Origin of the sequence: Microbacterium mitrae (assembly GCF_008017445.1) — a bacterium.
GTDB classification, from domain to species: Bacteria; Actinomycetota; Actinomycetes; order Actinomycetales; family Microbacteriaceae; genus Microbacterium; species Microbacterium mitrae.
In genome coordinates this window covers 33,498-58,276 of record NZ_VRSW01000001.1, presented here as the reverse complement: position 1 = coordinate 58,276, position 24,779 = coordinate 33,498, and the positions used below count along the sequence as shown (strand labels likewise).

General features: G+C 63.3%; 18 protein-coding genes. 8 read left to right on the top strand and 10 right to left on the bottom strand.

Going from position 1 to position 24,779, the window contains the following annotated elements; genetic code table 11:
• The first annotated feature begins 1 nt into the window (after nucleotide 1).
• The gene (locus FVP60_RS00245; protein ID WP_147824289.1) at nucleotides 2-2,149 is read left to right on the top strand and encodes a 3-hydroxyacyl-CoA dehydrogenase NAD-binding domain-containing protein; all 2,148 of its coding nucleotides are present in this window, start codon (nucleotides 2-4) and stop codon (nucleotides 2,147-2,149) included.
• A gap of 54 nt (nucleotides 2,150-2,203) precedes the next feature.
• Here the strand turns inward: FVP60_RS00245 and FVP60_RS00240 are convergent, their stop codons facing one another.
• The 3 genes from FVP60_RS00240 to FVP60_RS00230 all read right to left on the bottom strand — a co-directional run bounded on the left by FVP60_RS00240 (nucleotide 2,204) and on the right by FVP60_RS00230 (nucleotide 5,943).
• Nucleotides 2,204-3,058, bottom strand: a complete 855-nt coding sequence (locus tag FVP60_RS00240; RefSeq protein ID WP_147824288.1) for a hypothetical protein — start codon at nucleotides 3,056-3,058, stop codon at nucleotides 2,204-2,206.
• A gap of 271 nt (nucleotides 3,059-3,329) precedes the next feature.
• The gene (gene dxs / locus FVP60_RS00235) at nucleotides 3,330-5,288 is read right to left on the bottom strand and encodes a 1-deoxy-D-xylulose-5-phosphate synthase (protein ID WP_147824287.1); all 1,959 of its coding nucleotides are present in this window, start codon (nucleotides 5,286-5,288) and stop codon (nucleotides 3,330-3,332) included.
• Between the two features lie 178 nt (nucleotides 5,289-5,466).
• A complete protein-coding gene (locus FVP60_RS00230; protein ID WP_147824286.1) occupies nucleotides 5,467-5,943 on the bottom strand; it encodes a TetR/AcrR family transcriptional regulator in 477 nt (158 codons plus the stop codon).
• Between the two features lie 50 nt (nucleotides 5,944-5,993).
• Between FVP60_RS00230 and FVP60_RS00225 the strand changes: the two genes are divergently transcribed.
• Together FVP60_RS00225 and FVP60_RS00220 are read left to right on the top strand one after the other, a co-directional pair.
• Nucleotides 5,994-6,557, top strand: coding sequence for a hypothetical protein (locus FVP60_RS00225; RefSeq protein WP_222705881.1), 564 nt, complete (start codon nucleotides 5,994-5,996; stop codon nucleotides 6,555-6,557).
• An 82-nt stretch (nucleotides 6,558-6,639) separates the two neighbouring features.
• Entirely contained in the window at nucleotides 6,640-9,357 is a 2,718-nt protein-coding gene (locus FVP60_RS00220; protein WP_147824284.1) for a hypothetical protein, read from the top strand.
• Between the two features lie 381 nt (nucleotides 9,358-9,738).
• On the opposite strand, the gene FVP60_RS00215 is transcribed toward FVP60_RS00220, so the two are convergent.
• Nucleotides 9,739-12,573, bottom strand: coding sequence for an aconitate hydratase (locus FVP60_RS00215; protein WP_147824283.1), 2,835 nt, complete (start codon nucleotides 12,571-12,573; stop codon nucleotides 9,739-9,741).
• A gap of 516 nt (nucleotides 12,574-13,089) precedes the next feature.
• On the opposite strand from FVP60_RS00215, the gene FVP60_RS00210 reads away from it, so the two are divergent.
• Entirely contained in the window at nucleotides 13,090-13,908 is an 819-nt protein-coding gene (locus tag FVP60_RS00210) for a DUF559 domain-containing protein (RefSeq protein WP_187240519.1), read from the top strand.
• A 489-nt stretch (nucleotides 13,909-14,397) separates the two neighbouring features.
• Here FVP60_RS00210 and FVP60_RS00200 read toward each other — a convergent pair whose 3' ends face one another.
• The 3 genes from FVP60_RS00200 to dut are packed head-to-tail and all read right to left on the bottom strand — an operon-like array spanning nucleotide 14,398 to nucleotide 16,393.
• On the bottom strand, nucleotides 14,398-15,357 hold the full coding sequence (locus FVP60_RS00200) for a DUF3159 domain-containing protein (RefSeq protein ID WP_246132404.1): 960 nt from the start codon (nucleotides 15,355-15,357) through the stop codon (nucleotides 14,398-14,400).
• Complete coding sequence (locus tag FVP60_RS00195; protein WP_147824280.1) at nucleotides 15,354-15,941, bottom strand: DUF3710 domain-containing protein; 588 nt, start codon at nucleotides 15,939-15,941, stop codon at nucleotides 15,354-15,356. Before FVP60_RS00195 ends, FVP60_RS00200 begins: the two co-directional genes overlap by 4 nt.
• The gene (gene dut, locus FVP60_RS00190; RefSeq protein ID WP_147824279.1) at nucleotides 15,938-16,393 is read right to left on the bottom strand and encodes a dUTP diphosphatase; all 456 of its coding nucleotides are present in this window, start codon (nucleotides 16,391-16,393) and stop codon (nucleotides 15,938-15,940) included. Before dut ends, FVP60_RS00195 begins: the two co-directional genes overlap by 4 nt.
• A gap of 12 nt (nucleotides 16,394-16,405) precedes the next feature.
• Here dut and FVP60_RS00185 point away from each other — a divergent pair, with 12 nt between their 5' ends.
• Complete coding sequence (locus tag FVP60_RS00185; protein ID WP_147824278.1) at nucleotides 16,406-16,894, top strand: DUF3093 domain-containing protein; 489 nt, start codon at nucleotides 16,406-16,408, stop codon at nucleotides 16,892-16,894.
• Here the strand turns inward: FVP60_RS00185 and FVP60_RS00180 are convergent.
• Entirely contained in the window at nucleotides 16,872-17,162 is a 291-nt protein-coding gene (locus FVP60_RS00180; protein WP_147824277.1) for a DUF4193 domain-containing protein, read from the bottom strand. The genes FVP60_RS00185 and FVP60_RS00180 overlap by 23 nt on opposite strands.
• 282 nt (nucleotides 17,163-17,444) lie before the next feature.
• Between FVP60_RS00180 and sepH the strand changes: the two genes are divergently transcribed.
• A complete protein-coding gene (sepH, locus tag FVP60_RS00175; RefSeq protein WP_147824276.1) occupies nucleotides 17,445-18,539 on the top strand; it encodes a septation protein SepH in 1,095 nt (364 codons plus the stop codon).
• Between the two features lie 43 nt (nucleotides 18,540-18,582).
• Here the strand turns inward: sepH and FVP60_RS00170 are convergent, their stop codons facing one another.
• On the bottom strand, nucleotides 18,583-19,698 hold the full coding sequence (locus FVP60_RS00170; protein ID WP_147824275.1) for an alkaline phosphatase family protein: 1,116 nt from the start codon (nucleotides 19,696-19,698) through the stop codon (nucleotides 18,583-18,585).
• Between the two features lie 95 nt (nucleotides 19,699-19,793).
• On the opposite strand from FVP60_RS00170, the gene FVP60_RS00165 reads away from it, so the two are divergent.
• Nucleotides 19,794-22,241 (top strand): DNA gyrase/topoisomerase IV subunit A, encoded by a 2,448-nt coding sequence (locus FVP60_RS00165; protein WP_147824274.1) that lies wholly within the window; start codon nucleotides 19,794-19,796, stop codon nucleotides 22,239-22,241.
• A gap of 70 nt (nucleotides 22,242-22,311) precedes the next feature.
• On the opposite strand, the gene FVP60_RS00160 is transcribed toward FVP60_RS00165, so the two are convergent.
• Nucleotides 22,312-24,393: a DNA gyrase/topoisomerase IV subunit B gene (locus FVP60_RS00160; protein ID WP_222705894.1), complete on the bottom strand. Its 2,082-nt coding sequence runs from the start codon at nucleotides 24,391-24,393 to the stop codon at nucleotides 22,312-22,314.
• 166 nt (nucleotides 24,394-24,559) lie between these two features.
• On the opposite strand from FVP60_RS00160, the gene FVP60_RS00155 reads away from it, so the two are divergent.
• Nucleotides 24,560-24,775, top strand: a complete 216-nt coding sequence (locus FVP60_RS00155; protein ID WP_147824272.1) for a DUF7455 domain-containing protein — start codon at nucleotides 24,560-24,562, stop codon at nucleotides 24,773-24,775.
• Nucleotides 24,776-24,779: the final 4 nt, after the last annotated feature.

The following is a 24,779-nucleotide window of genomic DNA, read 5'->3' as shown; positions in this document are numbered from 1 at the left end:
CATGACGAACTACGACGCCATCGATTTCTCCTCGCTCGACGCTTTCGCCGACGATGAGGTCATCACGCACTCGCTGGTGCGCGACATTCGCCTCGCCAGCGGCAAGGTTCTCGCCCTCGTCACGCTCGACAACGGCCGCGACCACACCCGCCCCAACACGCTCGGACCGGCAACGCTGAAGGAGCTGGGCGAGACGCTTGACGCGCTCAAGGCTCGTGCTGCCGCCGGCGAAATCCAGGCGGTTGGCATCACCGGTAAGCAGTACATCCTGGCTGCCGGCGCTGACCTCTCAGACGTGGCTCGGGTTCCGAACGCCGAAGTCGCGCTGCTGATTGGGCAGCTCGGCCACAAGGTGCTCGGCTCGCTCAGCGATCTGGGCGTGCCGTCGTTCGCCTTTGTGAACGGCCTCGCACTGGGTGGCGGCCTCGAAATTGCCCTCAACTCGACGTACCGCACGGTCGATGCGTCGGCCGCCGCGATCGCGCTGCCCGAGGTCTTCCTCGGTCTCATCCCCGGCTGGGGCGGCGCCTACCTGCTGCCGAACCTGATCGGCATTGAGAACGCTCTCGAGGTCGTGGTTTCGAACCCGCTGAAGCAAAACCGTATGCTCAAGCCGCAGCAGGCCTTCGACCTCGGCATTATGGACGCAATCTTCCCCGCCGCGACGTACCTGGAGAGCTCGCTCTCTTGGGCCGACAGCGTGCTTTCGGGCAAGACCAAGGTGGTTCGCAAGAACGAGCCTGGCAAGATTGAGCGCCTCACTAAGTGGCCCATCGCGATCAAGATGGCCCGCGGCATGCTCGAATCGAAGCTCGGCACGGTACCGAAGTCGCCGTACATGGCGCTGGAGCTGCTGTCGGACGCAAAGTCCGGAACCAAGGCTGAGGGCTTCGAGCGTGAAGACGTGGCGCTCACCGAGCTCATCACGGGAGACCAGTTCGCGGCGTCCATGTACGCCTTCGATCTGGTGCAGAAGCGCGCCAAGCGCCCCGTCGGAGCCCCCGACAAGGCACTTGCCAAGAAGGTCACCAAGGTGGGCATCATCGGTGCTGGCCTGATGGCCAGCCAGTTCGCGCTGCTTTTCGTGCGCAAGTTGCAGGTTCCGGTGATCATCACCGACCTCGACCAGGCTCGCGTTGACAAGGGCGTCGCCTACATTCACTCCGAAATTGGCAAGTTGCAGGAGAAGGGGCGCCTCGACGGCGACACCGCCAACAAGTTGCGCGCGCTGGTTCACGGAACCACTGACAAGAGCGAATTCGCTGACTGCGACTTTGTGATTGAGGCTGTTTTCGAAGAGGTCGGCGTCAAGCAGCAGGTCTTCGGCGATATCGAAAAGGTGATCGCAGAAGACGCGATCCTCGCGACGAACACCTCTTCGCTTTCGGTAGAAGAAATTGGTTCCAAGCTCGCTCACCCCGAGCGTCTCGTTGGCTTCCACTTCTTCAACCCGGTCGCCGTGATGCCGCTCATCGAGATCGTGAAGACGCCGCAGACCAACGATGCTGCGCTGTCGACGGCCTTCGTCGTTGCCAAGAACCTCGGCAAGAACGGTGTCCTCACCGCTGATGCTCCGGGCTTCGTGGTCAACCGTCTGCTGGCCAAGGTCATGGGCGAAGCGGCTCGCGCCGTTTACGAGGGCACCCCGATCGACAAGGTCGAGAAGGCGTTTGCGCCGCTCGGTCTGCCGATGGGTCCGTTCCAACTGATCGATCTGGTCGGCTGGAAGGTTGCCGCGCACGTGCAAGACACCATGGTGCGCGCCTTCCCGGACCGCTTCTACGCCAACGACAACTTCCACAAGCTCGCCGAGCTTGACACGGTTGTGGAGAAGGACAAGGGCGGCCGAGTTGTCGGCTTCACCAAGGCGGCAGAAAAGATCGTGAAGAGTGCCGTTGGCAACACGCCAGCAGACGAAGCCACGATTTTGCAGCGGGTGCAGGATGGCCTCACGCTCGAGATCAAGCTGATGCTCGACGAGGGTGTTGTGCCCGAGGTTGAAGACATCGACCTGTGCCTGATTCTTGGTGCTGGCTGGCCGTTCATTGACGGCGGCGCGAGCCCCTACCTTGACCGTGAGGGTGCCTCACAGCGCGTTTTCGGCGGCTCGTTCCACGACCCCATGATTCGCGGCATCGCACACCGCTAGTCACGCAATGACGGATGGCCGCCTCTGATCAGAGGCGGCCATCCGTCATTGAGGCTATTTCTTGCGGTACTCACCCTCGCCGGTGGTTCCGTCGTAATGGAAGTACGACTGCTTGCTGTCAATCGTGACGTCTTTTCCCAGCGGCTCCTGCGTGAGCAGCTTCTTCTCGTAGTCCTGCAACATGCTCCAGTATTCGCGGGCCGTATCGTCGGTCGCACCAAAGAGCGCGGCGGTCTTCATATCGATCAGCAGGTAGCGAAACGCCAGATAGGCGTAGGTGTTGCCCTCGCTGTCAGGAATCATCTGCCACAGTTGACCGCTCGCATCCAGCTGCTCATACTCGATGAGTACGCCATCGACGGCGCCCGCGATGGTCGACGACGAGATGCTCACCCCAGAGCGGTCTGGAATGCTCGGAACGCCCGAATCGGGGCCGGGCTGGGGCGGAACGCCCGCGGAAGGCGCAGGCGACGGCTTGGTCGTAATCGTTGGCTGCGGGGTCGGCTTGGCCGTGGGTGTCGCACTGGGCTTTGCCGTACTGGGTTTCGGCGCCGGAGTTGCCGACGTCGTTGGCTGCGTCGTCGGTGTCGCCCCGCCCGCCGTTGGCGTGTTGCCGGTCGTCAGCATGAGGGTTACAGCGACGGCAACCCCGGCGACCGCGAGACCCGCAACCACCGCGAGCACGGGCACGAGCCACTTTTTACGTGCGGGCGGCATTGCAGGCGATGCGGAACCCTCACCGCCCGACGGCGGGGTGGGTGGGAACGGTGGCAGGCCCTGGCCGCCGCCAAAGCTGGGTGCCGGCGCACCGAAACTGGGTGCTGGCGCACCGTAACCGCTCGGCGCTTCGTATCCCGGTGGCGGAACGCCCGGGCCCGGCGGAGTCGCGGCATAGCCGGGCCCTGGCATTGGCGGAGCCTGCATTGGACCGCCCGGCATCGGTTGGCCCTGCCCAGGCTCGCCGGGCAGCGGCGGCCGCGGTGGAATGTTCGGTTGCTGTTGCTCCGCGCCGGGGCGCGGAGGCTCGTTCGATGAGTCAGTCACGACGGTCCCCTTACGTTCGTCAGGACCAGCCTACGTCGCGCACCTCGTTCCGTGCGGAGTTATCCCAACCTCGCGTCGCACCCACAGGTTCTGCGCCTGTGTGGCGTGAAGTGTGTCGGTGCAACGCTGACCCGCGTCAGCGGGTCAGCCCGATGGGGCCTGTCTGCGCCGGAACCTGCCCCGTCCACAGTTGACCGTCGGAGTTTTGCCGCGCGACCGGAACGCGCACGCCGAGCACCTGTGCGGTGACGTCTTGTGCGATCTTGGTGGCGGTAAGACCCGCATCTTCCAGCACCTGCTCACGGGTGGCGTGATCGATGAATTCGTCGGGTAGGCCGAGCTCGTCTACGGCTGTGTCGATGCCCGCCTCGCGCAACACCTGGCGAATGCGAGTGCCAACACCGCCGACACGAATGCCGTCTTCAAGCGAAATCACGAGCCGGTGCCTGGCGGCCAGATCGACAACGGTTTGCGGCACCGGAATCACCCAGCGCGGGTCAATGACCGTGGCGCCGATGCCCTGCGCGGTGAGCCGCTCGGCCACCTCCATCGCGAGGTGAGCGAAGGGGCCGATGCCGACCAGCAGCACGTCTTCTGTCGCACCGCGGTGCAGAACATCTACCCCGCCGACACGTTCCAGCGCGGGCAGGTCAGCGGCGACCTCGCCCTTCGGAAAGCGAATGACCGTGGGGGCATCGCTGACCTGAACAGCCTCCTGCAGCGCCTCACGCAACCGCGCGGCGTCACGCGGCACATTGATTTGAATGTGGGGCACGATCTGTAGCATCGCGAGATCCCACATGCCGTGGTGACTGGGCCCATCGGGACCCGTCACACCGGCGCGATCGAGCACGAACGTGACGCCAGCGCGGTGTAGCGCAACGTCCATCAGCACCTGATCGAACGCGCGGTTCATGAACGTGGCGTAAATCGCAACAACGGGGTGCAGGCCGCCGTAGGCCATGCCCGCCGCGCTTGTAACGGCATGCTGTTCGGCAATGCCAACGTCGTAGACCCGATCGGGGAAGCGCTCGGCAAAGGGGGCAAGCCCGGTCGGGCGCAGCATGGCTGCCGTCATGGCGATGACGTCTCGACGCTGCTCCCCCACCGCAACCAACTCTTGCGAGAAAACATCCGTCCAGCCCTCGCTCGTGGTTCCGAGGGTCTCGCCCGTCGCAGGATCAATCTTGCCGACGGCGTGAAACTGGTCGGCCGTATCGTCCAGAGCCGGCTGGTATCCGCGCCCCTTCTCGGTGATCGCGTGCACCAGCACCGGTGCGCCGTACGATTTCGCAAGCCGCAGCGTCTCGATCATGGTCTCAAGATCGTGACCATCTACCGGGCCGAGATACTTGATGTCGAGATTGGAGTACAGGGCGACGTTGTTCGTGAAGCGCGAGAGAAACCCGTGCGTGCCGCCGCGGACACCGCGATACACCGCTCGACCAAACGGGCCGAGGGCGCGAAAAAGGCGGTCGGAACCACGGTGAAGCGTCTTGTAGGGAGCCGCCGTGCGCATGCGGTTGAGGTAGCGCGACATGCCACCGATTGTTGGGGCATACGAGCGGCCGTTGTCGTTCACGATGATGACGAGGTTGCGGTCGTTGTCATCGGTGATGTTGTTCAGCGCTTCCCACGTCATGCCACCGGTGAGCGAACCATCACCGACCACGGCGACGACATGGCGGTCGGCACGTCCCGTCTGCGAGAGCCCGCGGGAGATGCCGTCTGCCCAGCTCAGCGAGCTTGACGCGTGCGAGGACTCCACCACATCGTGTGGGCTCTCGGAACGCTGTGGGTACCCGGCGAGACCGCCGCGAGAACGGAGCCCCGCGAAGTCTTGCCTGCCGGTGAGGAGCTTGTGCACGTACGACTGGTGTCCGGTGTCGAAGACGAACGGGTCGTTCGGCGAGTCAAAGACGAGATGCATGGCGATCGTCATTTCAACGACGCCCAGGTTCGGCCCCAGATGGCCACCAGTTTTCGCAACATTTGCGACGAGAAAATCTCGTATCTCCTGCGCCAACTGCTTCAGCTCGGCGATGCTGAGCTTGTCGAGGTCGCGCGGCCCGGTCAGGTTCGGCAGCAATGCCATCCGGGTCCTCCTTCCGGCGGGCTGGGGCCACCCGCAACGAACTTTCAGTGTACTCCGCAGGCGATGAGAACACGGTGAAGACTTGCGCCACACGCCTCGTGGCAGGCGTTGTTCCGAGACCGCAGTGCGCACTCACATTGTGGTGATCACGCCATCATCCTCGGTGCCTGCCCCATCTTTACGCCTCCTGCTTGCGCTGCGTCGTCGTTGTGCCGACACCGGTGTGGAGCGAGCGCAATACCAGGCTTCCCACCGCGGTTGCGAGTTGCTGTTCGGCGAAATCTCCCCCGCCAAGAAGGTCGCAAATCTCCCGGCCCGCCGCCGCGGAACGCTCGCGTAGCTCGTCATCGTGATAGCCGGTGAGGAGCCACAGCAATCGATCCGGATGTTCTTCACACCAACGCCGCAGTTCCGCGCCGGGGTCTGCCGCCATCGATAAACCGGCCCGCACCTCGTTCATCACCTCGTCGTGCATCGCGAACAGCAGCGAGGTGCGGCCGCGGTAGTGCGTATAGACGCACATCGTCGAGCGCCCGGCTACCTCGGCAATATTGCGTACAGACAGCGACGCCTGCGGCCCGCGCTCCACCAGCAACAGCCCACCTCTAATGAGTTGCTCGTTGACGGATCCGCCGACATCACTTGTAAGACTCACCTGAACACTATATAACGGTCGTTATGAATAACACACGTTATAGTCTTCTGTTGTCCGCCGGCGGCATCGCCGGGTTCGTTGCCGCGATCGTGTTGCTGCTTAACGCAGCCAAACGCGCTTCATTTATCCCGACGACCGCGTTCACTCAACTCGTCGCCCCAGTGGCGCAGCTTGCCGCGATCGTCTTATTCATCGCCATCGTCGCTCTCGCCGGCGCATCCGGGTGGCGACTCATCGCGGGACTTGCGGGAATTGTCTCGTTGGCGTCGCTCGTTGGCGTTGAGTTCGTCATCAACCTCGTTTTCGCGGAGATTGCGCCGCAGGCGATTGGCGCGTTACGGGCGGGCCCGCTCGGCATCGCGCTCACAGTCGCTTCCATGGGTTTCCTCATCACAACCATCGCGGTCGCCGCGGCGTGGTTCCAGACACTCCCCAAATGGGCTCTGTTGACCTACGCAGTGGGGAGCGTGGTGGTAGCGCTGCGCGCTTTCGTCCCTGAGATTGCGTTGGACACGGCTCTGGTCGCCATGGCCGTTGGTGTTGTTGGAATCTCCACTCATCTTCTGCGAGTCAAATCTCCCGCGACGCCAGAGGGTGCGTTGACGGCACAATGACGGTTCACGAGTGCGCACGTGAGCGATGAAACCGGTGCGCACCGCAACGGTGAGCCCCGCGCGAAACCCATAGGATGGGCTGATGGTTGAAATGCAACCCAGGCGGTCACGCTTTCGTCGGGCGCGGTGGGTAGCACCGGCAGTCGCCCTCGGGCTCGCCGCGCTCTCCGCCGGGCTGGGGCTGGCTGCACAGGCTCATATTTTTGCGCAGCCAGACCACGAGATCAGCTTCGTTGTCGACGAGGGTCTGCCATACGGCATCACTCAAGAATCAGTTGATGCAGTCGCCGCAACGCAGGCGTTCAGCTACGAGCCATTCACCGTCATGGTAGTGGGGCGTGACCTCACGTGGGATGAGTACAACAACGGCGAAATGCCGGATGGCATTGACGTGATGCTCTCGGTGGGGTTTGACGAAAGTGACGTCGATCTGGTCATTGCGGATGCCACCCGCGCCTCGGTCGCCAAACTCGCGGAACTCGACGATTGGATGATCCAACACCGCGTCGCCTCCGATATGCGAGAGACCTACATCAATAATCTGACTCAGGGTCTCGGGCCGTCCGCGGTTGTCGGGGCGGCGTTGACTGCGGCGTCGGGCGCGTTCGACGGCTCGACGCGCTCTCCGGTGTTCTGGATATCTCTCGCCGCGCTGCCGCTGCTCGCGGGGCTCCTGGTGATGTTGGATTGGGCGCATAACTTCGCGCGCGAACGTGGGAAGGCACGGAAGTTTTCTCGTGCCCGATTGCATCTCGCCCGCGTTGTGCTCGAACTCGAGCTGCTCGAAGCTCGGGTGTTGGTTGCCGGCGCGGAGCTCGACCGAGCGACCGGCCCGAGCGCCCGCAAGGTCGCGGACGGAATCAAGGATCAACTCGAGAGCGAGCTTGCCGCCATTCGCGATGACAGCCTCAAGCTCGCTCAAGAAGAGCAGCTTCTCACCCGAGAGATCCTGAACCAGGACATCGAGATCCATGAGCCCGGCGCGCCGGCACATGCCATGGCGCTTGCCGACTTTGCGGCCGCAACCGATGCATTGCGGCGTCGCACGAACGGGTTGATTGCCGCGTCGTCGCTACGCGTCGGGCACAGTGCCGGCGGCGATGTGCTCGGTCAGCTCGCCCTCGCCACAACGCTGCCGCTTGACGACCTTCTGAAGCGGGACGATCTCCTCACCACGCAGGAAGCGAGAGTTCTGCACGGCCACAGGAGCGATCTGCTTGCCCTGGTGAGCGAGGCCGAGACGGCATTCGGTACCGGAAGCAGCCCAGAAACCATCGTTGCGCACTCCGATCTCCTGGCGCGCTGGCGCCAAGTCGAACAGCGCATCGCGACGGCCCTTGCAAAGACTGAGCGCCGTCTCAAGACGCGAGGTAACAAGGATGGTGCCGCGCCGGCCGGTAAGGATGCGCTCGCGCGGCGGGTTGCGGAGCGCGCACAAGTCGCCAGCGGCGGCACACTCAGCACGATGGCCGAGCTACGAGCGTCGCTCGATCTCACGCCGCGCGACGCGCTGACGGCTTCGGAACATGCCGAACGCGTACTTCTCCTCGTTGAAGCAATCGATGGTTCCGCACAACGCATGGCCCCATCCCAAGAGGTTGCCGCCGCTACGCGTCGCAAAGATCGAGAAGGGTCCAATGCGGCGCCTCTGGCGGTCGGTCTCCTGCCGCTTGCCGCGGGAGTCATCGCCGGTATCGTAGCCATCTCGGCGATGGCGGCTGACGACAAGACCTACGGCAAGACGCTGACAGGCGACGAACCACTCGCCGCATTGCACGTCGTGGGCGACCCTACCCTTTTGCCCGACTACGTCGACGACGGGAGGCAACACGATGAGGCGGAGAACATCGATACGCTGACACTCGCGTACGTGCGCGACGCGATGGAGCGTGCGACGAAATACGGCGATAAGGCGTTGTTGCCCGAACCGGTCGAGCTCTTCGTCACGCTCCTTCCCATCGCCGACTACGTGGAGGTCAAGCCGCTCAAAGAGGACATCAATCGAATTGAGATTGACTATTTTGATTTGCTTGCGGCCTACCCTCGCATAAAGGCGCAAGTCGCCGCACAGTACCCGGACGCGATTGATCCGGCTTTGGGAGAAGTGCGGCCCGGAAAAGCGATCCTGCCGCTGTGGATCGCCGAGGACGGATCGTATGGCACAGGGTTGCCTCTCACAAGCACCCTCAGTACGGGCGTCGATTCTCGCCTCGGTGCGTACTATTTCGAAGCGACCCAGCCACTCATGCTAAACCGGCCTGATGACATGTCCTTTGAAGCCGGGTGGATTGTCGCGGACCAAATGTCTGAGCTTGGCCGTCAGATGGAATACAACAACCTGCGCAAGCAGACGCTGGCTCCCGCAGCGATGTTCTGGACGGTGGCGCTCGCTACGTGGGCTGGCGCACAGGCCGTCACAATCGCGGCGTGGTCGATCGCGCAACTGGCGCGACGCGGCGCTGGCACGCGAAGCACACGCCGCGCTCTGCGCGAACTCCGAGAGCAACTCAACAAACTCGCTCTGGGACTTGATCTGTCGATGCTTGACGCTGTTGCCGTTCTCGGCAGCAGCGACGGTCACGGTGGCAAGGCGGCCGAGGCCGACCAGCACCTGTACGAGTCGATGCTGCTCACCGCCTGGCGTGAGGTTCAAGAACTCGAGTCACTCCCCCGCCGCCTGCAACGTGGACCAGAGTGGCGGGCGCGCGTTGAGCGCATGCGGGCCGTCATCACCACCCTCGCCGAACGTGACACCGCGGTGGCCGATCGCGCCATGCAGATGATTCGCTCGTACAGCTGACGCGACGTATGCGCGACGCAGTCCTTAGCGGATTCCCGAGGGTTTTGTTCAATCCACCGAGATCTGCGATGGCCGCTCCGCGGTGAGAGCGGTCTCCCGTTGACGTCCCACGCCCCGCACCGAGCAAACCGTGACAATCACTGCCACAGCAATAAGAAAAGCCAGCATCGGACGAGGTTCTCTCAGAGTGGGAAGGACGATTCCGATTAGCAGGTATAGCACCGCGCAGCTGGCGACCGTCAAGACCACTGCAACAACCTCGGCCAAGACGCGGGAGGTGCGAACCCAACGATGTCCAAGCATGCGTGCTCGGTCGCGTGAGGGCACAAAGAAGCGCCCTACCCCCGGAAATTCATGGGGTAGGGCGCTTCTGTCGGCTACTTAGACCAGCGAACGCAGCACGTACTGGAGGATGCCACCGTTGCGGTAGTAGTCAGCCTCACCAGGTGTGTCGATGCGAACGGTCGCCTCGAACGTAACCGTCTCCTTGCCGTCGGGCGAGAACTCGCTCGGGGCTGCCGTCACGGTAACCGTCTTCGGGGTCACGCCCTCGTTCAGCTTCTCCAGGCCCTCGATCGAAACGATCTCGGTGCCGTCAAGGCCAAGCGATGCCCAGCTCGAACCAGCCGGGAACTGCAGCGGAACAACGCCCATTCCGATGAGGTTGGAGCGGTGAATACGCTCGAAGCTCTCGGTGATGACGGCCTTCACGCCAAGCAGGCTCGTACCCTTTGCAGCCCAGTCACGCGATGAGCCCGAACCGTACTCCTTGCCACCGAAGACAACCAGCGGAGTTCCCTCTGCCTGGTAGTTCTGCGATGCGTCGAAGATGTACGACTGCGGGCCGCCCTCCTGCGTGAAGTCACGGGTGAAGCCACCCTCAACCTCAACACCGTCGTTGACGGCGCGAACCAACTGGTTCTTCAGGCGGATGTTCGCGAAGGTTCCGCGGATCATTACTTCGTGGTTACCACGACGCGAACCGTAGGAGTTGAAGTCCTTCTGCGCCACACCGTGATCGGTGAGGTACTGCGCGGCGGGGGTGCCAGCCTTGATGTTTCCGGCGGGGCTGATGTGGTCGGTCGTGACCGAGTCACCCAGCGTTGCCAGAACGCGTGCACCGGTGATGTCCTTGACCGGGGTCAGCTCCATCTTCATGCCGTCGAAGTACGGTGCCTTACGAACGTAGGTCGACGCGTCGTCCCACTCGAAGATCGCACCATCGGGCGTCGGCAGGTTCTTCCAGCGGTCATCGCCCTCAAACACGGTGGCGTACTGCTTGATGAACTGCTCGCGCGAGATGGAGGTGTCGATGACTTCCTGAACCTCGTCCGGCGAGGGCCAGATGTCCTTGAGGAAGACATCGTTGCCATCGGCGTCCTGACCGAGCGCGTCGGTCTCGAAGTCAAAGTGCATGGAACCAGCGAGTGCGTAGGCGACGACCAGCGGCGGGCTTGCCAGGTAGTTCATCTTCACATCGGGGCTAATGCGACCCTCGAAGTTGCGGTTACCGGAGAGAACGGCGGTGACTGCCAGGTCGTTCTCGTTGATCGCGGCCGAAACCTCTTCGATCAGCGGACCGGAGTTACCGATGCAGATGGTGCAGCCGTAGCCGACGGTGTAGAAGCCAAGGCCTTCGAGCGACTTGTCAAGGCCAGACTTCTCGTAGTAGTCCGTGACAACCTTCGAGCCCGGGCCGAGCGTGGTCTTAACCCACGGCTTCTGCTTCAGGCCCTTAGCCAAAGCGTTCCGGGCGAGGAGGCCTGCCGCGAGCATGACCGACGGGTTGGACGTGTTGGTGCACGACGTGATGGCTGCCAGCGTGACAGCACCGTTGTCGAGCATGTAGTCCAGGCCATCCGGCGTCTGCACGTGAACCGGGTTCGAAGCGTGCGCGGGAGCACCGCTGTTGATGTGTACCGGACGCGTCGTTGTCTCTTCGTCGCCAGGAGCGGTTCCGGGGTCCGATGCCGGGAACGAGTGCTTCGACTCGAGGTCAACGATGTCGTCGCTCGTCGACGGCGTCGCGTAGTTGACGATGTCCTTCTCGAACTGCGCCTTGGACTCCGACAGCAGAATGCGGTCTTGCGGGCGCTTCGGGCCAGCGATCGAGGGAACAACCGTCGACAGGTCAAGCTCCATGTACTCGGAGTACGAAGGCTCGCTGTCGGCGTCGTGCCACAGGTGCTGCTGCTTGGCGTAAGCCTCAACGAGGGCCACAGCCTGCTCGTCGCGACCGGTCAGGCGCAGGTAGTCGAGGGTCACGTCGTCGATCGGGAACATTGCCGCGGTCGAGCCGAACTCGGGCGACATGTTTCCGATGGTGGCGCGGTTTGCCAGCGGGACGGAACCAACACCGGCACCGTAGAACTCGACAAACTTGCCGACCACGCCGTGCTTGCGGAGCATTTCGGTGATCGTGAGGACAACGTCGGTTGCGGTCACGCCTGCCGGGATTTCACCCGTGAGCTTGAAACCGACAACGCGCGGGATGAGCATCGAGACGGGCTGGCCGAGCATTGCTGCCTCGGCCTCAATGCCGCCGACGCCCCAGCCAAGCACGCCGAGGCCGTTGACCATCGTCGTGTGCGAGTCGGTGCCGACACAGGTGTCGGGGTAAGCCTGCAGCACACCGCCGTTGGTGCGGTCGTAGATGACCTTTGCCAGGTGCTCAATGTTGACCTGGTGCACGATACCCGTTCCCGGGGGAACAACCTTGAAGTCATCGAATGCGGTCTGACCCCAGCGCAGGAACTGGTAGCGCTCGCCGTTGCGCTCGTACTCGATCTCCACGTTGCGCTCGATAGCGTCGGGACGACCGAAGAGGTCAGCGATGACCGAGTGGTCAATAACCATCTCGGCGGGCGAGAGCGGGTTGATCTTGTTGGGGTCACCGCCCAGAGCGGTCACCGCCTCACGCATGGTGGCAAGGTCAACGATGCAGGGCACACCGGTGAAGTCCTGCATCACAACGCGAGCGGGCGTGAACTGGATCTCAGTGTCAGGCTCGGCCGCAGGATCCCACGAGCCGAGCGCCTGGATCTGCTCCTTGGTTACGTTCGCGCCATCCTCCGTGCGGAGCAGGTTCTCCAACAGAACCTTGAGGCTGAACGGGAGCTTCTGGTAACCCTCGACAGAGTCGACCCGGAAAATCTCGTAGTCGGTACTGCCGACCGTCAGGGTGCTTTTTGCACCAAAGCTGTTCACCGTTGACACGAGGCTCTCTCCTTTGCGCCGGTCTATCCTGCTGATCTCCATCTTGGGGGCATAGAGCCCAGGCTGCTAGCAAGGTGCGCCTTACCAGTCTCCGCGCCTCAGTCCGAGAGATCAACCCATCAAAAGTATCTTGACGTCAAGATAAATCTACCATGTGCTCGAGCACTCACCGGCGCGCGTTCTCCGCATGTCGCGCAGTCTCCCTTCACCTGGTTCCGCCCGCCACCTTCACCTGGTTCAGCTCGCCACCTTGACCTTCATTCCGCCAGCACCTTCACCTGGTTCCGCCGCCACCGCCGCAATCACGACCGTTCTGCACGCTTGAAATCGATCTGCACGCAATTTCGGCCTCACCAGCATCATTAGTCACAACAGCAACACGGTTGCGTGCACAACGGTCGCGCGGAGCCAGCCCACTTAGCTGAAGCCCTCTCCCCACCGCCCCGATTGCGGGGCACTCTCCCCAGTGCCGCCATGCTTCTCCACAGGTCAGCCGCCAGCCAGCAACCTGTGCGAATGACCTTGCGAAGCGTGATTATCGGATTGGGCGGCGTCGCGCGCACTCACCAACTGCTTGAAAGCCACTCCCCAGGCGAAATTCGATGGGCCGTGCGACGCGGTGAGATTCGCAGGTTGCGCAAGGGGGTCTATGCCGCAAGTGGCTCCAGCATCGCAGCTGAAGCGGCGGCATGTGGCGGGCGCCTGACCTGCGTTTCGTTGTTGCGCCTGCACGGGGTCTGGGTTCTCAGCGACGACCAACGCATTCACATCGACGTTGGCAGAAACGGACGACGTCACGAATTAGACGGAACCCTCACCAAAGCGCACAACACGCCCGCCGCCACGTGCCTTACGCCAGCGACGGTGCACGACGCATTACGACTGGCCGCACAGTGCCTTTCATCTGAAGCGTTCTTCGCTGCGTATGAATCGGCGTGGAACCAGGGGCTGTTGTCTCACGTGAATCGGGAGTGGCTGCGAAGAAATGTTTCACCTCGCATGCGGTGGCTCCTGACGTGGGCGCGAGGCGATGCCGAAAGCGGGCTTGAATCGCTCGTGCGACTTCGGCTTATGCTCTTGGGATTCCGACCGAGAACCCAGGTACTCATTCCGACCGTTGGCCGCGTGGACCTCGTCATCGATAACGTCATCATAGAAACGGACGGGGAACGCGGACACGCAGACCCGCAGTCTCGCGCGAAAGACCTGGTTCGCGATCGAGCGGCCGCCGCCCTCGGCTATCGAACGATCCGCCTCAACTACGCGATGGTCGTGCACGACTGGCCCGAATCGGAGCGCGCGATCCTGGCATGCCTGGGTAGAAAGTTTGTCTGACGGAACTCCTAGACGGAACCGTCCCTTCGCATAGAACGATCGGCTATGAACAATCGGGGCAGAAACGTGCTGCTGACGGAGCCTTCGGGAAAGGGAACATTCGCCTGATCGAAGGTGAAATCACGCGGGATGCTGTGCGTTGCGCGTTCGGCCGGAGTACTCGTCTGCTTCGTCGGCATCATTCGCGTTCCTCGAAAGGGGGATTACATCGGGTGGCCACACACGCGCGACCGTTCTGCACGCAATCGTGTGACAAAAGAGGCTGGAGTGATTGGTGAGGCTACTTTTGCGTGCACAACGAAAAATCTCGTGCATAACGGTTGTGGGCGGGGCGGTTGTTGGGCGGGGCCGTTGTGGGCGGGGCCGTTGTGGGCGGGGCCGTTGTGGGCGGGGCGGTATTGGGCGGAGGTCGCCGAGCCTTCGGCGTCAGCTCAACCCGCGCCGGGCGAGCTCCAGGGCGCCGCATCGGTGGACCACAGCGCGGCGAGCTCAGGCCGGGGTGTCCCCTGTGCGCGCCTCGGGCCCCGAGTTCGATTCGCTTGCCTCGGACCCCGGGTGCGAGGACTCCGACTCCGGGCGTGCGACATCGGAGTCCGGCTCCGAGCGCGAGGACTCTGCTGGAGTGGTTTCGGCGGTGTCTGCGCCAACCTTCGCGTACAGCGAGCGCACGGTGAGCCAGGTGATGGCGACCATCGGCGCGAAGAGCGGAATGCCCATCAGCAGCTTCGCAGTCGCGAGCGTCGCCAGTGCGCTCTCGCCGTGCAGGTAAATCGGAACCTGCACGGCCAGACGCAAGAAGAACAGCCCGGCCCAGCCGACCGTCAACCAAAAGTAGACGCGGCGCTTGCGTTTGGAGCGCCGCCAGGCCGTGCCCTCACCCATCAGGTAGCCGCCCACCAAGCCGATGATCGACCAGCCGATGAGCGCTGAGATCAGCAGACCGGAACCATAGGCTGCGTTGGTCAGAAATCCGGGGATGAAGTTGTTCTCGGCTTTGCCGGTGAACAACGCGAACCCAGCGGCAACGAGGGCGGCCACCAGCCCGCTGATCGCGGCAATCGGTGGCGTTTTCGCAAACAGTCTGGCCAGAGTGAAGACCGCCGCCACGGCAACGGAGAGGCCAATGGCGAGCCATGCGTCTGTCGTGAGGGCAAACGTGAAGATGAAGATGAAGGACGGAACGACCGTCTCAACGACGCCGCGCCAACCACCCATGGCGCCCCACACGACGTGACCCGTCGTCGCCTGCTCGGCGGGGTCGATTCCGGCGCGGCGCGCCGCCTCGCCAAGCGCAGCGCTCAGCACCTCCGACATACCTGGTTCCGGCGGCGTCAGCGGCGTTTGCTTAGCGTCACCGGCCGCAGCAGGGTCAGCAGCCGCACTCGAACCCGCCGCGGCGGCGCCCGAGGCGCCCGTCCGGCCGGGCTCGTTAGTGTCTTTTTCGCTCACGCTGTGCCCGGGGTTGCCGGCATCTTCAGCGGAATCAGATCCCGCGGAGGCATCGGCGAGCCGCCACGCACCACAACGATCGAGCGGAAAAGCTCTTCAATTTGCGCCGCGGCTTCGAGGTCGCTGGTCGCCTTGCCACTGACGACACCGCGCAAGAACCAGCGTGGGCCATCGACGCCGATGAAGCGCGCGAGTCGCATGCCGCCCTCGCCACCGGCGATCACCGGAACCTCGGCGAGCAGCTCGGGGCCGAGCGGGCCCTCACGCTCTTCGACGCGGCCGCCCTGCTGCTTAACCTGCTCACGAATCTGCGTGCGCGTTTCGGCCCACAGTCCCGTGGAGCGCGGCGCGGCAAACGGCTGCACCTGCAGCGACGAGTCGGCGTAGTCCAGGCCAACGGCAACGATGCGCTTGGTCTGCTCCTCGACCTCGAGTCGCAGGTTCAGGCCCTCGCGGGGAAGAATCTTGATGCCCCCGAGGTCAATGTAGGGGCGAACTGGGTTCGCCTCGGACTCGTCAAACGGACCGGTCACTGCGCGGTCTTCGGGAGCGTTCTTGTCGAACTCTTCGATTTCGTCAGTCATGCTTTTTCCTCAATCTTGTGGCCGAATCCGCTCGAGCCAAATCCACCTTCGCCGCGCAAGCTGTCGGGAAGCTGCGTAACCGGAATGAAGTTCACGCGCGGCACGGGCATCACGATCATCTGTGCGATGCGGTCGCCGACGGCAATGTCGTAGGGGGTGTGCTGATCGGTGTTGAGCAAACACACCTTGATCTCGCCACGGTACCCCGCATCAACGGTTCCTGGCGAGTTCACAATCGTAATTCCGTGCTTGGCTGCCAGCCCACTGCGCGGAACCACGAATGCGGCAAAGCCGTCGGGGAGCGCAATGCGAACACCCGTTGATACCAGACGCCGCTCCCCCGGAGCGAGAGTCAGCGCTTCGGCTGAACGCAGATCCGCTCCGGCGTCGCCGGGGTTCGCGTACACCGGAAGATCGGGTGCGACAATGAGGACATCAACAGAATCAGTCACTCATCGAGGGTAATGCAGAATTCAGCCAGTTCCACGTCCACCGGCCGCACGTATCGCGAACGGCTGACGCCGTCACTGTGGCTCATTGTCGCAGCGATGATCGTCGCGCCCATGGCGTCACTCGTTTTCATGCGTGAGAACGGCTCGATCGCGCTGATCATCGGTGGCCTCGTCGCCGTTGCGGTGATCACGCTGATGTTGTCGACCTCAAAAGTGGTTGAGGTCGCGGGCGGTGAACTGCGCATCGGAAAAGCGCACATTCCCGTCGAATTCTTGGGAGAGCCGGTGGTAACTACCGGCTACGAAGCTCGTCTGGCGCGAGGTCAAAACCTGCAAGCGCATAGCTTCACCACGATCCGGGGCGGAATCGACGGGATCGTGACTGTTGCAGTCACAGACCCCGCCGACCCGACACCGGCGTGGGTGGTGTCTTCACGGACACCAGACCGCCTTGCGGCGGCCATTAAGGTTGCGCAGGCTATGCGCACTCACGGCAAATAGGACCTGCCGCGGTTTCGTGATCAAGCTGTGAGCGGTGCTTTACCAGGAAGCACTCGACGCACGTGAACTCGTCTTCCTGCGGGGGCAGGACGACAACATCCAGCTCGATGTCAGACAGGTCTGCGCCAGGAAGTTCGAAGCCTGAGGGGTTGTCGGAGTCCTCAGCGTCTACCGAGCCAGAAAGCTTGTCGGGTACACGCTCCTTGAGGGCCTCGATCGACTCGCTTTCGTCTTCATTCTTGCGCGGGGCGTCGTAATCGGTGGCCATGTCGGGTGATATCTCTACTTCCGATAGTTATTGGGGGGAGCTGCATGAAATGTGGGGCGGCAACCAGGGTGCCGCCAACGGGTTCAGGCGGCGATAGTCTGCACGACCCTGAGCCGTTTAGCAAATGCAATACCGACTTTTAGATCGATAGTCAACACTTTTCGACGGTCGATGTCACATACTTTCCGCTTAAACCCGCGGCGCGCCCGTTCTATTCCCGGGTTTCGGCACCGGCCTGTGTCACGATGTTTCGGTAAACCCACGTTCGGAAGAGGCCTGGCCATGGAGCAGCTCACAATCGTCGGCACCGAGGATGACAAGCTGATCCTCGCGACGGAATCCGGCGAACGTTTTGCCGTCGCGATCGACGACGTATTGCGGGTCGAATTGCGAAAGGCGCGTCCCGCTCCCACGCAGGATGAGCCGCCCCGCGCGAGCCCCCGCGAGATTCAAACGCACATCCGCGCTGGCCTGTCGGCCGCCGATGTTGCGGAGCTGTTGAACACCACCATCGCCGATGTCGAACGCTACGAGGGCCCGGTTCTTGCCGAACGCGAGCACATTGTGAATCAGGCGCTCGCTGTTCCGGTGCTGATGGGTGGCGAATTGGAACCAGATGGCTCGCTGAGCTTTGGCGCCGCGATTCGCGCAAAGCTGGCTGAGGCGGGCGCCGAGGGCGAAGTCTGGTCGAGCTGGAAAGACGAGTCCGGGTGGACCGTCAAGGTTGAGTTCACTGCCGCCGAGGTCGAGCACGATGGCCGTTGGTCCTTCGATCCGCGTCGGTCAACCCTCGCACCTCTCAACGCAGATGCCACGCAACTCTCCCGCCAGGGTTCGTTGCCAGAAGGTCTTATTCCTCGCCTGCGCGCCCTCGACAGCAACCCGTTCAAGGATGACTCGCGATTCGATTCTGGCGCCTTTGGGCCGCGTCGCCTGCCAGAACCCGAGCAGGTAGAAACGGCCCCTGAGGCGGCGGAGACGGAGTCGGAGGCCGCTCGCCCCACGACGGCCGCCGATGCCGCCGTCAAGCGGGCGCCCGAGCCGGAGAACCACACCAGCCCCGACACCGCAGACCTGCTGGAAGCGCTCCGCCGCCGCCGCGGGCAGCGCGAGCCCGTGCCAACGGCGGAAGAAGAATCTGCCGCACCCGCGATGCCGGGCCCGAAACGTCGCACCAATGATGACGGCCTGGTGTCGTTGTTCGGCAGCCTGAACGACGCCCCTGCTGAGCCCGATTCGACCCATGACGACGACGAAATCATCGCCGAGAAGCGTGCCGCGGCTGAGCGTGAAAAGCAGCAGGGCGGCCGCCGTAAGGGACGCACGTCGATGCCGTCGTGGGATGACATCGTGTTTGGCGCTCGCACCGACGAGTAACTCGCCTCGCGACGCCTGGCGCGTTAGCGCACATCAGGGCACGTCAGAGCTGGGCGAATGACCCCATGCGAAGCATCGGAACCATCAGCTCTTCCGCAGTGATGGAACCATGCTGGCCCACCATATGTTGCGGGCCCTTGTCGCTCAATGTGTCGTCGTAGAATGCCCACAACCCGCGTGCGGCGACGAGAACGTCACCGATTCGCGGTGCCACGTCGCTTGCCACGACTCCAAACACACCGGCAGCAATGGCATCTTCCCGCGTGAGCACGTCAGCCGTCTTTCCGCCGAGCTCTTGCCAGCGCTCGGCTATCAGGCGCGCATCTGCACCTGGTTCCGTGTAGACGTGCAGCAACCGCGGCTCGCCGCCCAACTGCGCAACACCATCCCAGCGGGCATCCTTCGCCCCCAGCAGCACGTGTTTGGTGCGGGGCACGTCAACCATGCCGTGATCTGCCGTGATGAGCACCCCGACATCGTCGGGAACGCGCGTCGCGAACGCCGCGTCAACGTCTTCCAGCGCCGCCAACCAGCGATCGCTGTTAACGCCGCGGCGATGGCCGGCCTTGTCAATCTCCGGCATGTAGCAGTACACCACCGAGCCATCGTGCTCATCAGCAAGCGCGACGGCCTGGGCAAACCGTTCGCGCAGCACGTCGCTTGCGACATACTCGGCGCCGCGCAGCACCGCGCGGCTGAAACCCGAACCGATGTATTCCGACGGACCAACGGCAAAGCTGCGCCGCCCAGCAGCCGCCGCACGCTGAAACACAGTCTCGCTGCGCTGCCAGGTTTCTGGGTCAAGCCCGTCTTCTTCCCAGCCGGAGAGCTGATTGGCCAACCGCCCCGTCTGGGTGTTCATGACCCGATAGCCGACGAGGCCGTGGGTACCGGGATCGGAACCCGTGAGCAGTGACGTGAGGGCGGCGGCTGTGGTGGAGGGAAAGACCGAATGCCCGACACTCTTTTTCGTGACGAGTGCACTGAGCCGCCGAGCGTGACCGGCGTGCGCACGCAATTGCGTCATGCCGAGGCCATCGATGACGACCAGCACCACCGAGCGGGCGCGACCGAGGGCCGAGCCGCCCTCGAGTGAGGCCAGCAACTCAGACGCCACCCCGGTGATGCTCCGGGAGTGGGCGGCGGGGACGGGTAGCATGAATGGCATCGTGGTCAGTCTTCCATATCGCGAAGAAAACCCGCCCGAAATTGGAGCTCACGCTCCCCCACCCGCCCTCCGGGAGCCCGCACCGTATGCCTCGCAACACACCGACGAATGAGCCCATCGACGAACGCATCGAAGATGTTGATGTCTCCGCAGAAATGCAAGGGTCGTTCCTGGAGTACGCGTATTCCGTCATCTATTCGCGCGCCCTGCCCGACGCGCGTGATGGCCTCAAGCCCGTGCAACGCCGCATTCTGTACCAAATGGCCGATATGGGTCTTCGCCCAGACAACGGCCACGTCAAGAGTGCCCGCGTTGTCGGCGAGGTGATGGGTAAGCTCCACCCCCACGGCGATTCGGCCATCTACGACGCCCTCGTGCGCCTCGCACAGCCCTTCGCGATGCGGGTCGCGCTCGTTGACGGGCACGGCAACTTTGGCTCGCTCGATGACGGCCCAGCCGCCTCGCGCTACACCGAGGCTCGCCTGGCGGCACCGGCGCTCGCCCTCACGGAGAACCTTGATGAAGACGTCGTTGACTTCATCCCCAACTACGACGGTCAGTTCATGCAGCCCGCCGTGCTGCCTGCCGCCTATCCGAACCTCCTCGTCAACGGCGCGAGCGGCATCGCCGTCGGCATGGCAACGAACATGGCGCCCCACAACCTCATCGAGGTCGTTGCCGGAGCCCTGCACCTGCTGGAAAACCCCGAGGCAACGACCGAAGAGCTCATGGAATTCATTCCGGGGCCCGACTTTCCCTCCGGCGGCATCGTCATGGGCCTGGATGGCGTCAAAGATGCCTACGAGTCTGGTCGTGGCGCGTTCAAGGTGCGCAGCAAGGTGTCGATCGAGCCGCTTGGCCCGCGCCGCACCGGAATCATCGTCACCGAGCTGCCGTACCAGGTCGGCCCCGAGCGCGTCATCGACAAGATCAAAGACGCGGTCAACTCGAAGAAGCTGCAGGGAATTTCCGACGTCACCGATCTGACCGACCGCAAGAACGGCATGCGTCTGGTCATCGGAATCAAGACCGGCTTTGACGCCACCGCGGTCCTTGAGCAGCTGTATCGCCTCACACCGCTGGAAGATTCGTTCTCGATCAACAATGTGGCTCTCGTTGATGGCCAGCCGCGCACGTTGGGGTTGAAAGACCTGCTGTCGGTGTATCTCAAGCACCGCCTTGAGGTCGTCACCCGACGATCGACCTACCGCGTCGCACGTCGCAAAGAGCGCCTGCACCTCGTTGAAGGTCTGTTGCTGGCGATTCTCGATATCGACGAGGTCATTCAGGTGATCCGGTCATCTGATGACTCGGAGACTGCCCGCGGCCGCCTGCAGCAGGTGTTTGAGCTCTCCGAGCTGCAGGCCGAGTACATTCTCGAGCTGCGCCTTCGCCGCCTTACGAAGTTCTCCCGCATCGAGCTTGAATCAGAGCGCGACAAACTGATCGCAGAAATTGCCGCGCTGGAAGAACTCCTCGGTAGCCCCGTGCTTCTGCGCCAACAGGTGGCTCGCGAGCTCGATGCCGCGGCAGACACCTTCGGAACCCCGCGGCGCACGCTGTTGATGAACGCGAAGCCTGCGGCTCCTCGATCGGCAAAGGCTGCGGCGGCGGCAGACCTGCAGATCGCCGATGCTCCGACACAGATCGTGCTGTCGGCCACCGGCCGCGCCGTGCGCCTTGAACTTGCCGACGGACAGACCATCGCACCCCCGGCTCGCCGCAGCAAGCATGACGCCGTGCTCACGACCCTTGAGACCACCACCCGCGCTGAGGTGGGCGCCGTCACCAACCGTGGTCGTGTGCTCCGCTTCTCCCCCGTCGACCTGCCTTCGGTTCCGCCCGCTTCCGTGCAACTCGCCGCGGGTGTTCCGTTGCGCGACTATTTGGGCATCACCGACAAGAAGGAGCGCGTGCTCGCCCTGATTCGGTTCGACGATGAGACGCCGCTGGCGCTCGGAACCAGGGAGGGTGTCGTCAAGCGAATCGTGCCGACGAGCATTCCGGTTCGACCCGATGTTGAGATCATCGGTATGAAGCCGAGCGATGAGGTGGTGGGGGCAGCCCCGGCCCCCGACGCCTCCGATGTCGTGTTCGTCACGTCTGATGCGCAGTTGTTGCACTACTCGTCGGCGATGGTGCGGCCGCAGGGCGCACCGGCCGGCGGCATGGCTGGTGTCAAGCTCGCACCCGGCGCGACCGTTATCGCCTTCAACGTGGTTCCGATCGGCTCCGATGCCATCGTCGCCACGGTCTCTGGCGCCGACGCGTTCATCGATGGCATCGATGCCGGCCGCGCGAAGGTTTCTGACTTCAGTGAATTCCCCAGCAAGGGCCGCGCGACGGGCGGCGTTCGGGCTCACGCCTTCTTGAAGGGCGAATCGCGCTTGACTGTCGCGTGGGTGGGCGAAAACCCGCGGGCGATCGGAACCGATGGATCGGCTCGCGTTTTACCGGAGGGCGGCTCGCGCCGCGACGCTTCAGGAACCGCGCTCGACGCCGTCATCGGCTTCATTGGTTCCGCCATCGCGTAGCTTTCAACAAGACGAAACCCGCCCCTTCTGTCGAAGGTGGCGGGTTTCTTCTTGAGCTATCGCGGCGGCTTTAGGCGTCGATGGCTTCGCGGGAGAGCCGATCAGACGACTCGATAATGAACTCGCGACGCGGCGGCACATCGTTGCCCATCAGCAGCTCGAACACGCGCCCTGCCGCCTCAACATCTTCCAAGCGCACGCGCCGAAGCAGGCGCCCGCCACGGTCCATCGTGGTGCTCGCGAGCTGTTCGGCATCCATCTCGCCGAGACCCTTGTACCGCTGAATCGGCTCTTGCCAGCGCTTGTTCGCCTTGGTGAGCTTGGCGAGCAGCTTGTGCAGTTCGGCCTCGCTGTAGGTGTAGATGGTCTCGTTGGGCTTGGACCCGGGGTTCATCACGATCACACGGTGCAACGGCGGCACGGCCGCGTACACGCGTCCGGCCTCCACCAGCGGGCGCATGTAACGGTAGAACAGCGTCAGCAGAAGCGTGCGAATGTGGGCGCCGTCGACGTCGGCGTCACTCATCAGAATGACCTTGCCGTAGCGCGCCTGAGTAAGGTCAAAGGTGCGACCGGAACCAGCACCAACGGTCTGGATGATGGCCGCGCATTCGGCGTTGGAGAGCATGTCGCTCACCGAGGCCTTTTGCACGTTCAAAATCTTGCCTCGAATGGGCAGGAGCGCTTGAAACTCACTGTTGCGGGCGAACTTCGCCGTGCCGAGTGCGGAGTCACCCTCAACGATGAACAGCTCAGACTGCTCAACGTCGTTGGAGCGGCAATCGACCAGCTTGTTGGGGAGCGAAGAGGACTCGAGGGCGTTCTTGCGGCGCTGCGTCTCTTTGTGAGCGCGCGCCGACACGCGGGCCTTCATCTCGGCGACGATTTTGTCGAGCAACTGCGTGACCTGCGTCTTGTCGTCACGCTTGGTCGAGGTGAAGCGCGACTGCAGGTCTTTGCGCAGCACCTGCGCAACGATCGCACGAACAGCGGGCGTGCCCAAAACTTCCTTCGTCTGTCCCTCGAACTGTGGTTCGGGCAGCGTGACGTTGAGCACCGCGGTGAGCCCGGCAAGCACGTCGTCTTTTTCGACCTTGTCGTTGCCGACCTTGAGTCGGCGCGAGTTCTTGTCGATCTCGCTGCGCATTTGCTTCAGCAGCTCTTGCTCGAAACCCTGCTGATGGGTTCCGCCCTTGGGCGTGGAGATGATGTTCACAAACGAGCGCGTTGTGGTGTCATAGCCGGTGCCCCACCGCATCGCGATGTCAACGTGGCACGTGCGCTCGACTTCGGTTGCCACCATCGAACCGTTGGGTTGAAGCACCGGAACGGTCTCGGTGAACGTGCCCTCACCCTGAACCCGCCACGTATCGGTGACGGGGGCGTCGGTGGCGAGGTACTCAACGAACTCGCTGAGACCGCCGTCGTACTTGAACATCGTCTCGATGGGCTCGTCATGGCGCTCATCGGTGATGGCAAGGCCGAGACCCGGAATCAGGAATGCCGTCTGGCGGGCGCGGGTGCGGAGGTCTTCGAGCTGGAACTCTGCGTCTTTGGTGAAGATCTGCTTGTCGGCCCAGTAACGAACGCGGGTGCCCGTAACGCCCTTGGGCGCCTTACCAATGACGCGCAGCTCGCTGCCATCGCTGAACGGGGTAAACGGGGCGTCTGGACGCGCCTCACCATCGTCAGCGAAGGTTCCGGGCTCGCCGCGGTGAAACGACATGGCGTAGGTCTTGCCGCCGCGGTCAACCTCAACGTCGAGGCGCTCGCTCAGCGCGTTGACGACAGAGGCGCCAACGCCGTGCAAACCACCGGAGGCGGCGTACGATCCGCCGCCGAACTTGCCGCCGGCGTGAAGCTTCGTGAAAACCACCTCGACGCCGGTGAGACCGGTGCGTGGCTCGACGTCAACCGGAATGCCGCGGCCGCGGTCGCGGACCTCGACGGAGCCGTCATCGCGCAACACAACGTCGATGGTGGAACCATTGCCGCCGACGGCTTCGTCGACGGAGTTGTCAATGATCTCCCACAGGCAGTGCATGAGGCCGGGCGAGCCATTTGACCCGATGTACATACCGGGGCGCTTGCGAACGGCTTCCAGGCCTTCGAGTACCTGAAGGTGATGGGCGGAATACTCGGAGGTCACAATGTTCAAGCCTAATCGCCCTGACCGACAGCGCCGTGATTGACGCGCTCCGAGGCCCCGTACCGTACGCGCTGAGCGAAACACGCGCCACAACGAGCCTTCCCTCAGAATTGCGTGGTTTGATAAATACAACCCGAACACCAGGGAAACGACACGAGGAGGCACCCCGATGACGACAATGGCAACGCCGACGGAGACCGTGTCCTACCGCCTTACCGCGATGGATCGCTGCGACTCTTGTGGAGCGCAGGCGTACATCGCCGCTGAGGTGAACGGCAGCGAGTTGCTGTTCTGCGCACACCACGGCCGTAAGTATGAAGAGAAGCTTCGCGCGGTAGCCACGAGCTGGCTCGACGAGACGGCACGTCTCGCCGAGGTCGACTGACCCG

Coding starts and splice junctions, on each gene's coding strand:
- FVP60_RS00245 (WP_147824289.1), top strand. CDS start 2: ATGACGAACTACGACGCCATCGATTTCTCCTCGCTCGACGCTTTCGCC.
- FVP60_RS00240 (WP_147824288.1), bottom strand. CDS start 3,058: ATGCCAGGGCCCGGCTATGCCGCGACTCCGCCGGGCCCGGGCGTTCCG.
- dxs (WP_147824287.1), bottom strand. CDS start 5,288: ATGGCATTGCTGCCGAACCTGACCGGGCCGCGCGACCTCGACAAGCTC.
- FVP60_RS00220 (WP_147824284.1), top strand. CDS start 6,640: ATGGTTGAAATGCAACCCAGGCGGTCACGCTTTCGTCGGGCGCGGTGG.
- FVP60_RS00210 (WP_187240519.1), top strand. CDS start 13,090: ATGACCTTGCGAAGCGTGATTATCGGATTGGGCGGCGTCGCGCGCACT.
- FVP60_RS00195 (WP_147824280.1), bottom strand. CDS start 15,941: ATGACTGACGAAATCGAAGAGTTCGACAAGAACGCTCCCGAAGACCGC.
- FVP60_RS00185 (WP_147824278.1), top strand. CDS start 16,406: ATGCAGAATTCAGCCAGTTCCACGTCCACCGGCCGCACGTATCGCGAA.
- FVP60_RS00180 (WP_147824277.1), bottom strand. CDS start 17,162: ATGGCCACCGATTACGACGCCCCGCGCAAGAATGAAGACGAAAGCGAG.
- sepH (WP_147824276.1), top strand. CDS start 17,445: ATGGAGCAGCTCACAATCGTCGGCACCGAGGATGACAAGCTGATCCTC.
- FVP60_RS00170 (WP_147824275.1), bottom strand. CDS start 19,698: ATGCTACCCGTCCCCGCCGCCCACTCCCGGAGCATCACCGGGGTGGCG.
- FVP60_RS00165 (WP_147824274.1), top strand. CDS start 19,794: ATGCCTCGCAACACACCGACGAATGAGCCCATCGACGAACGCATCGAA.
- FVP60_RS00155 (WP_147824272.1), top strand. CDS start 24,560: ATGACGACAATGGCAACGCCGACGGAGACCGTGTCCTACCGCCTTACC.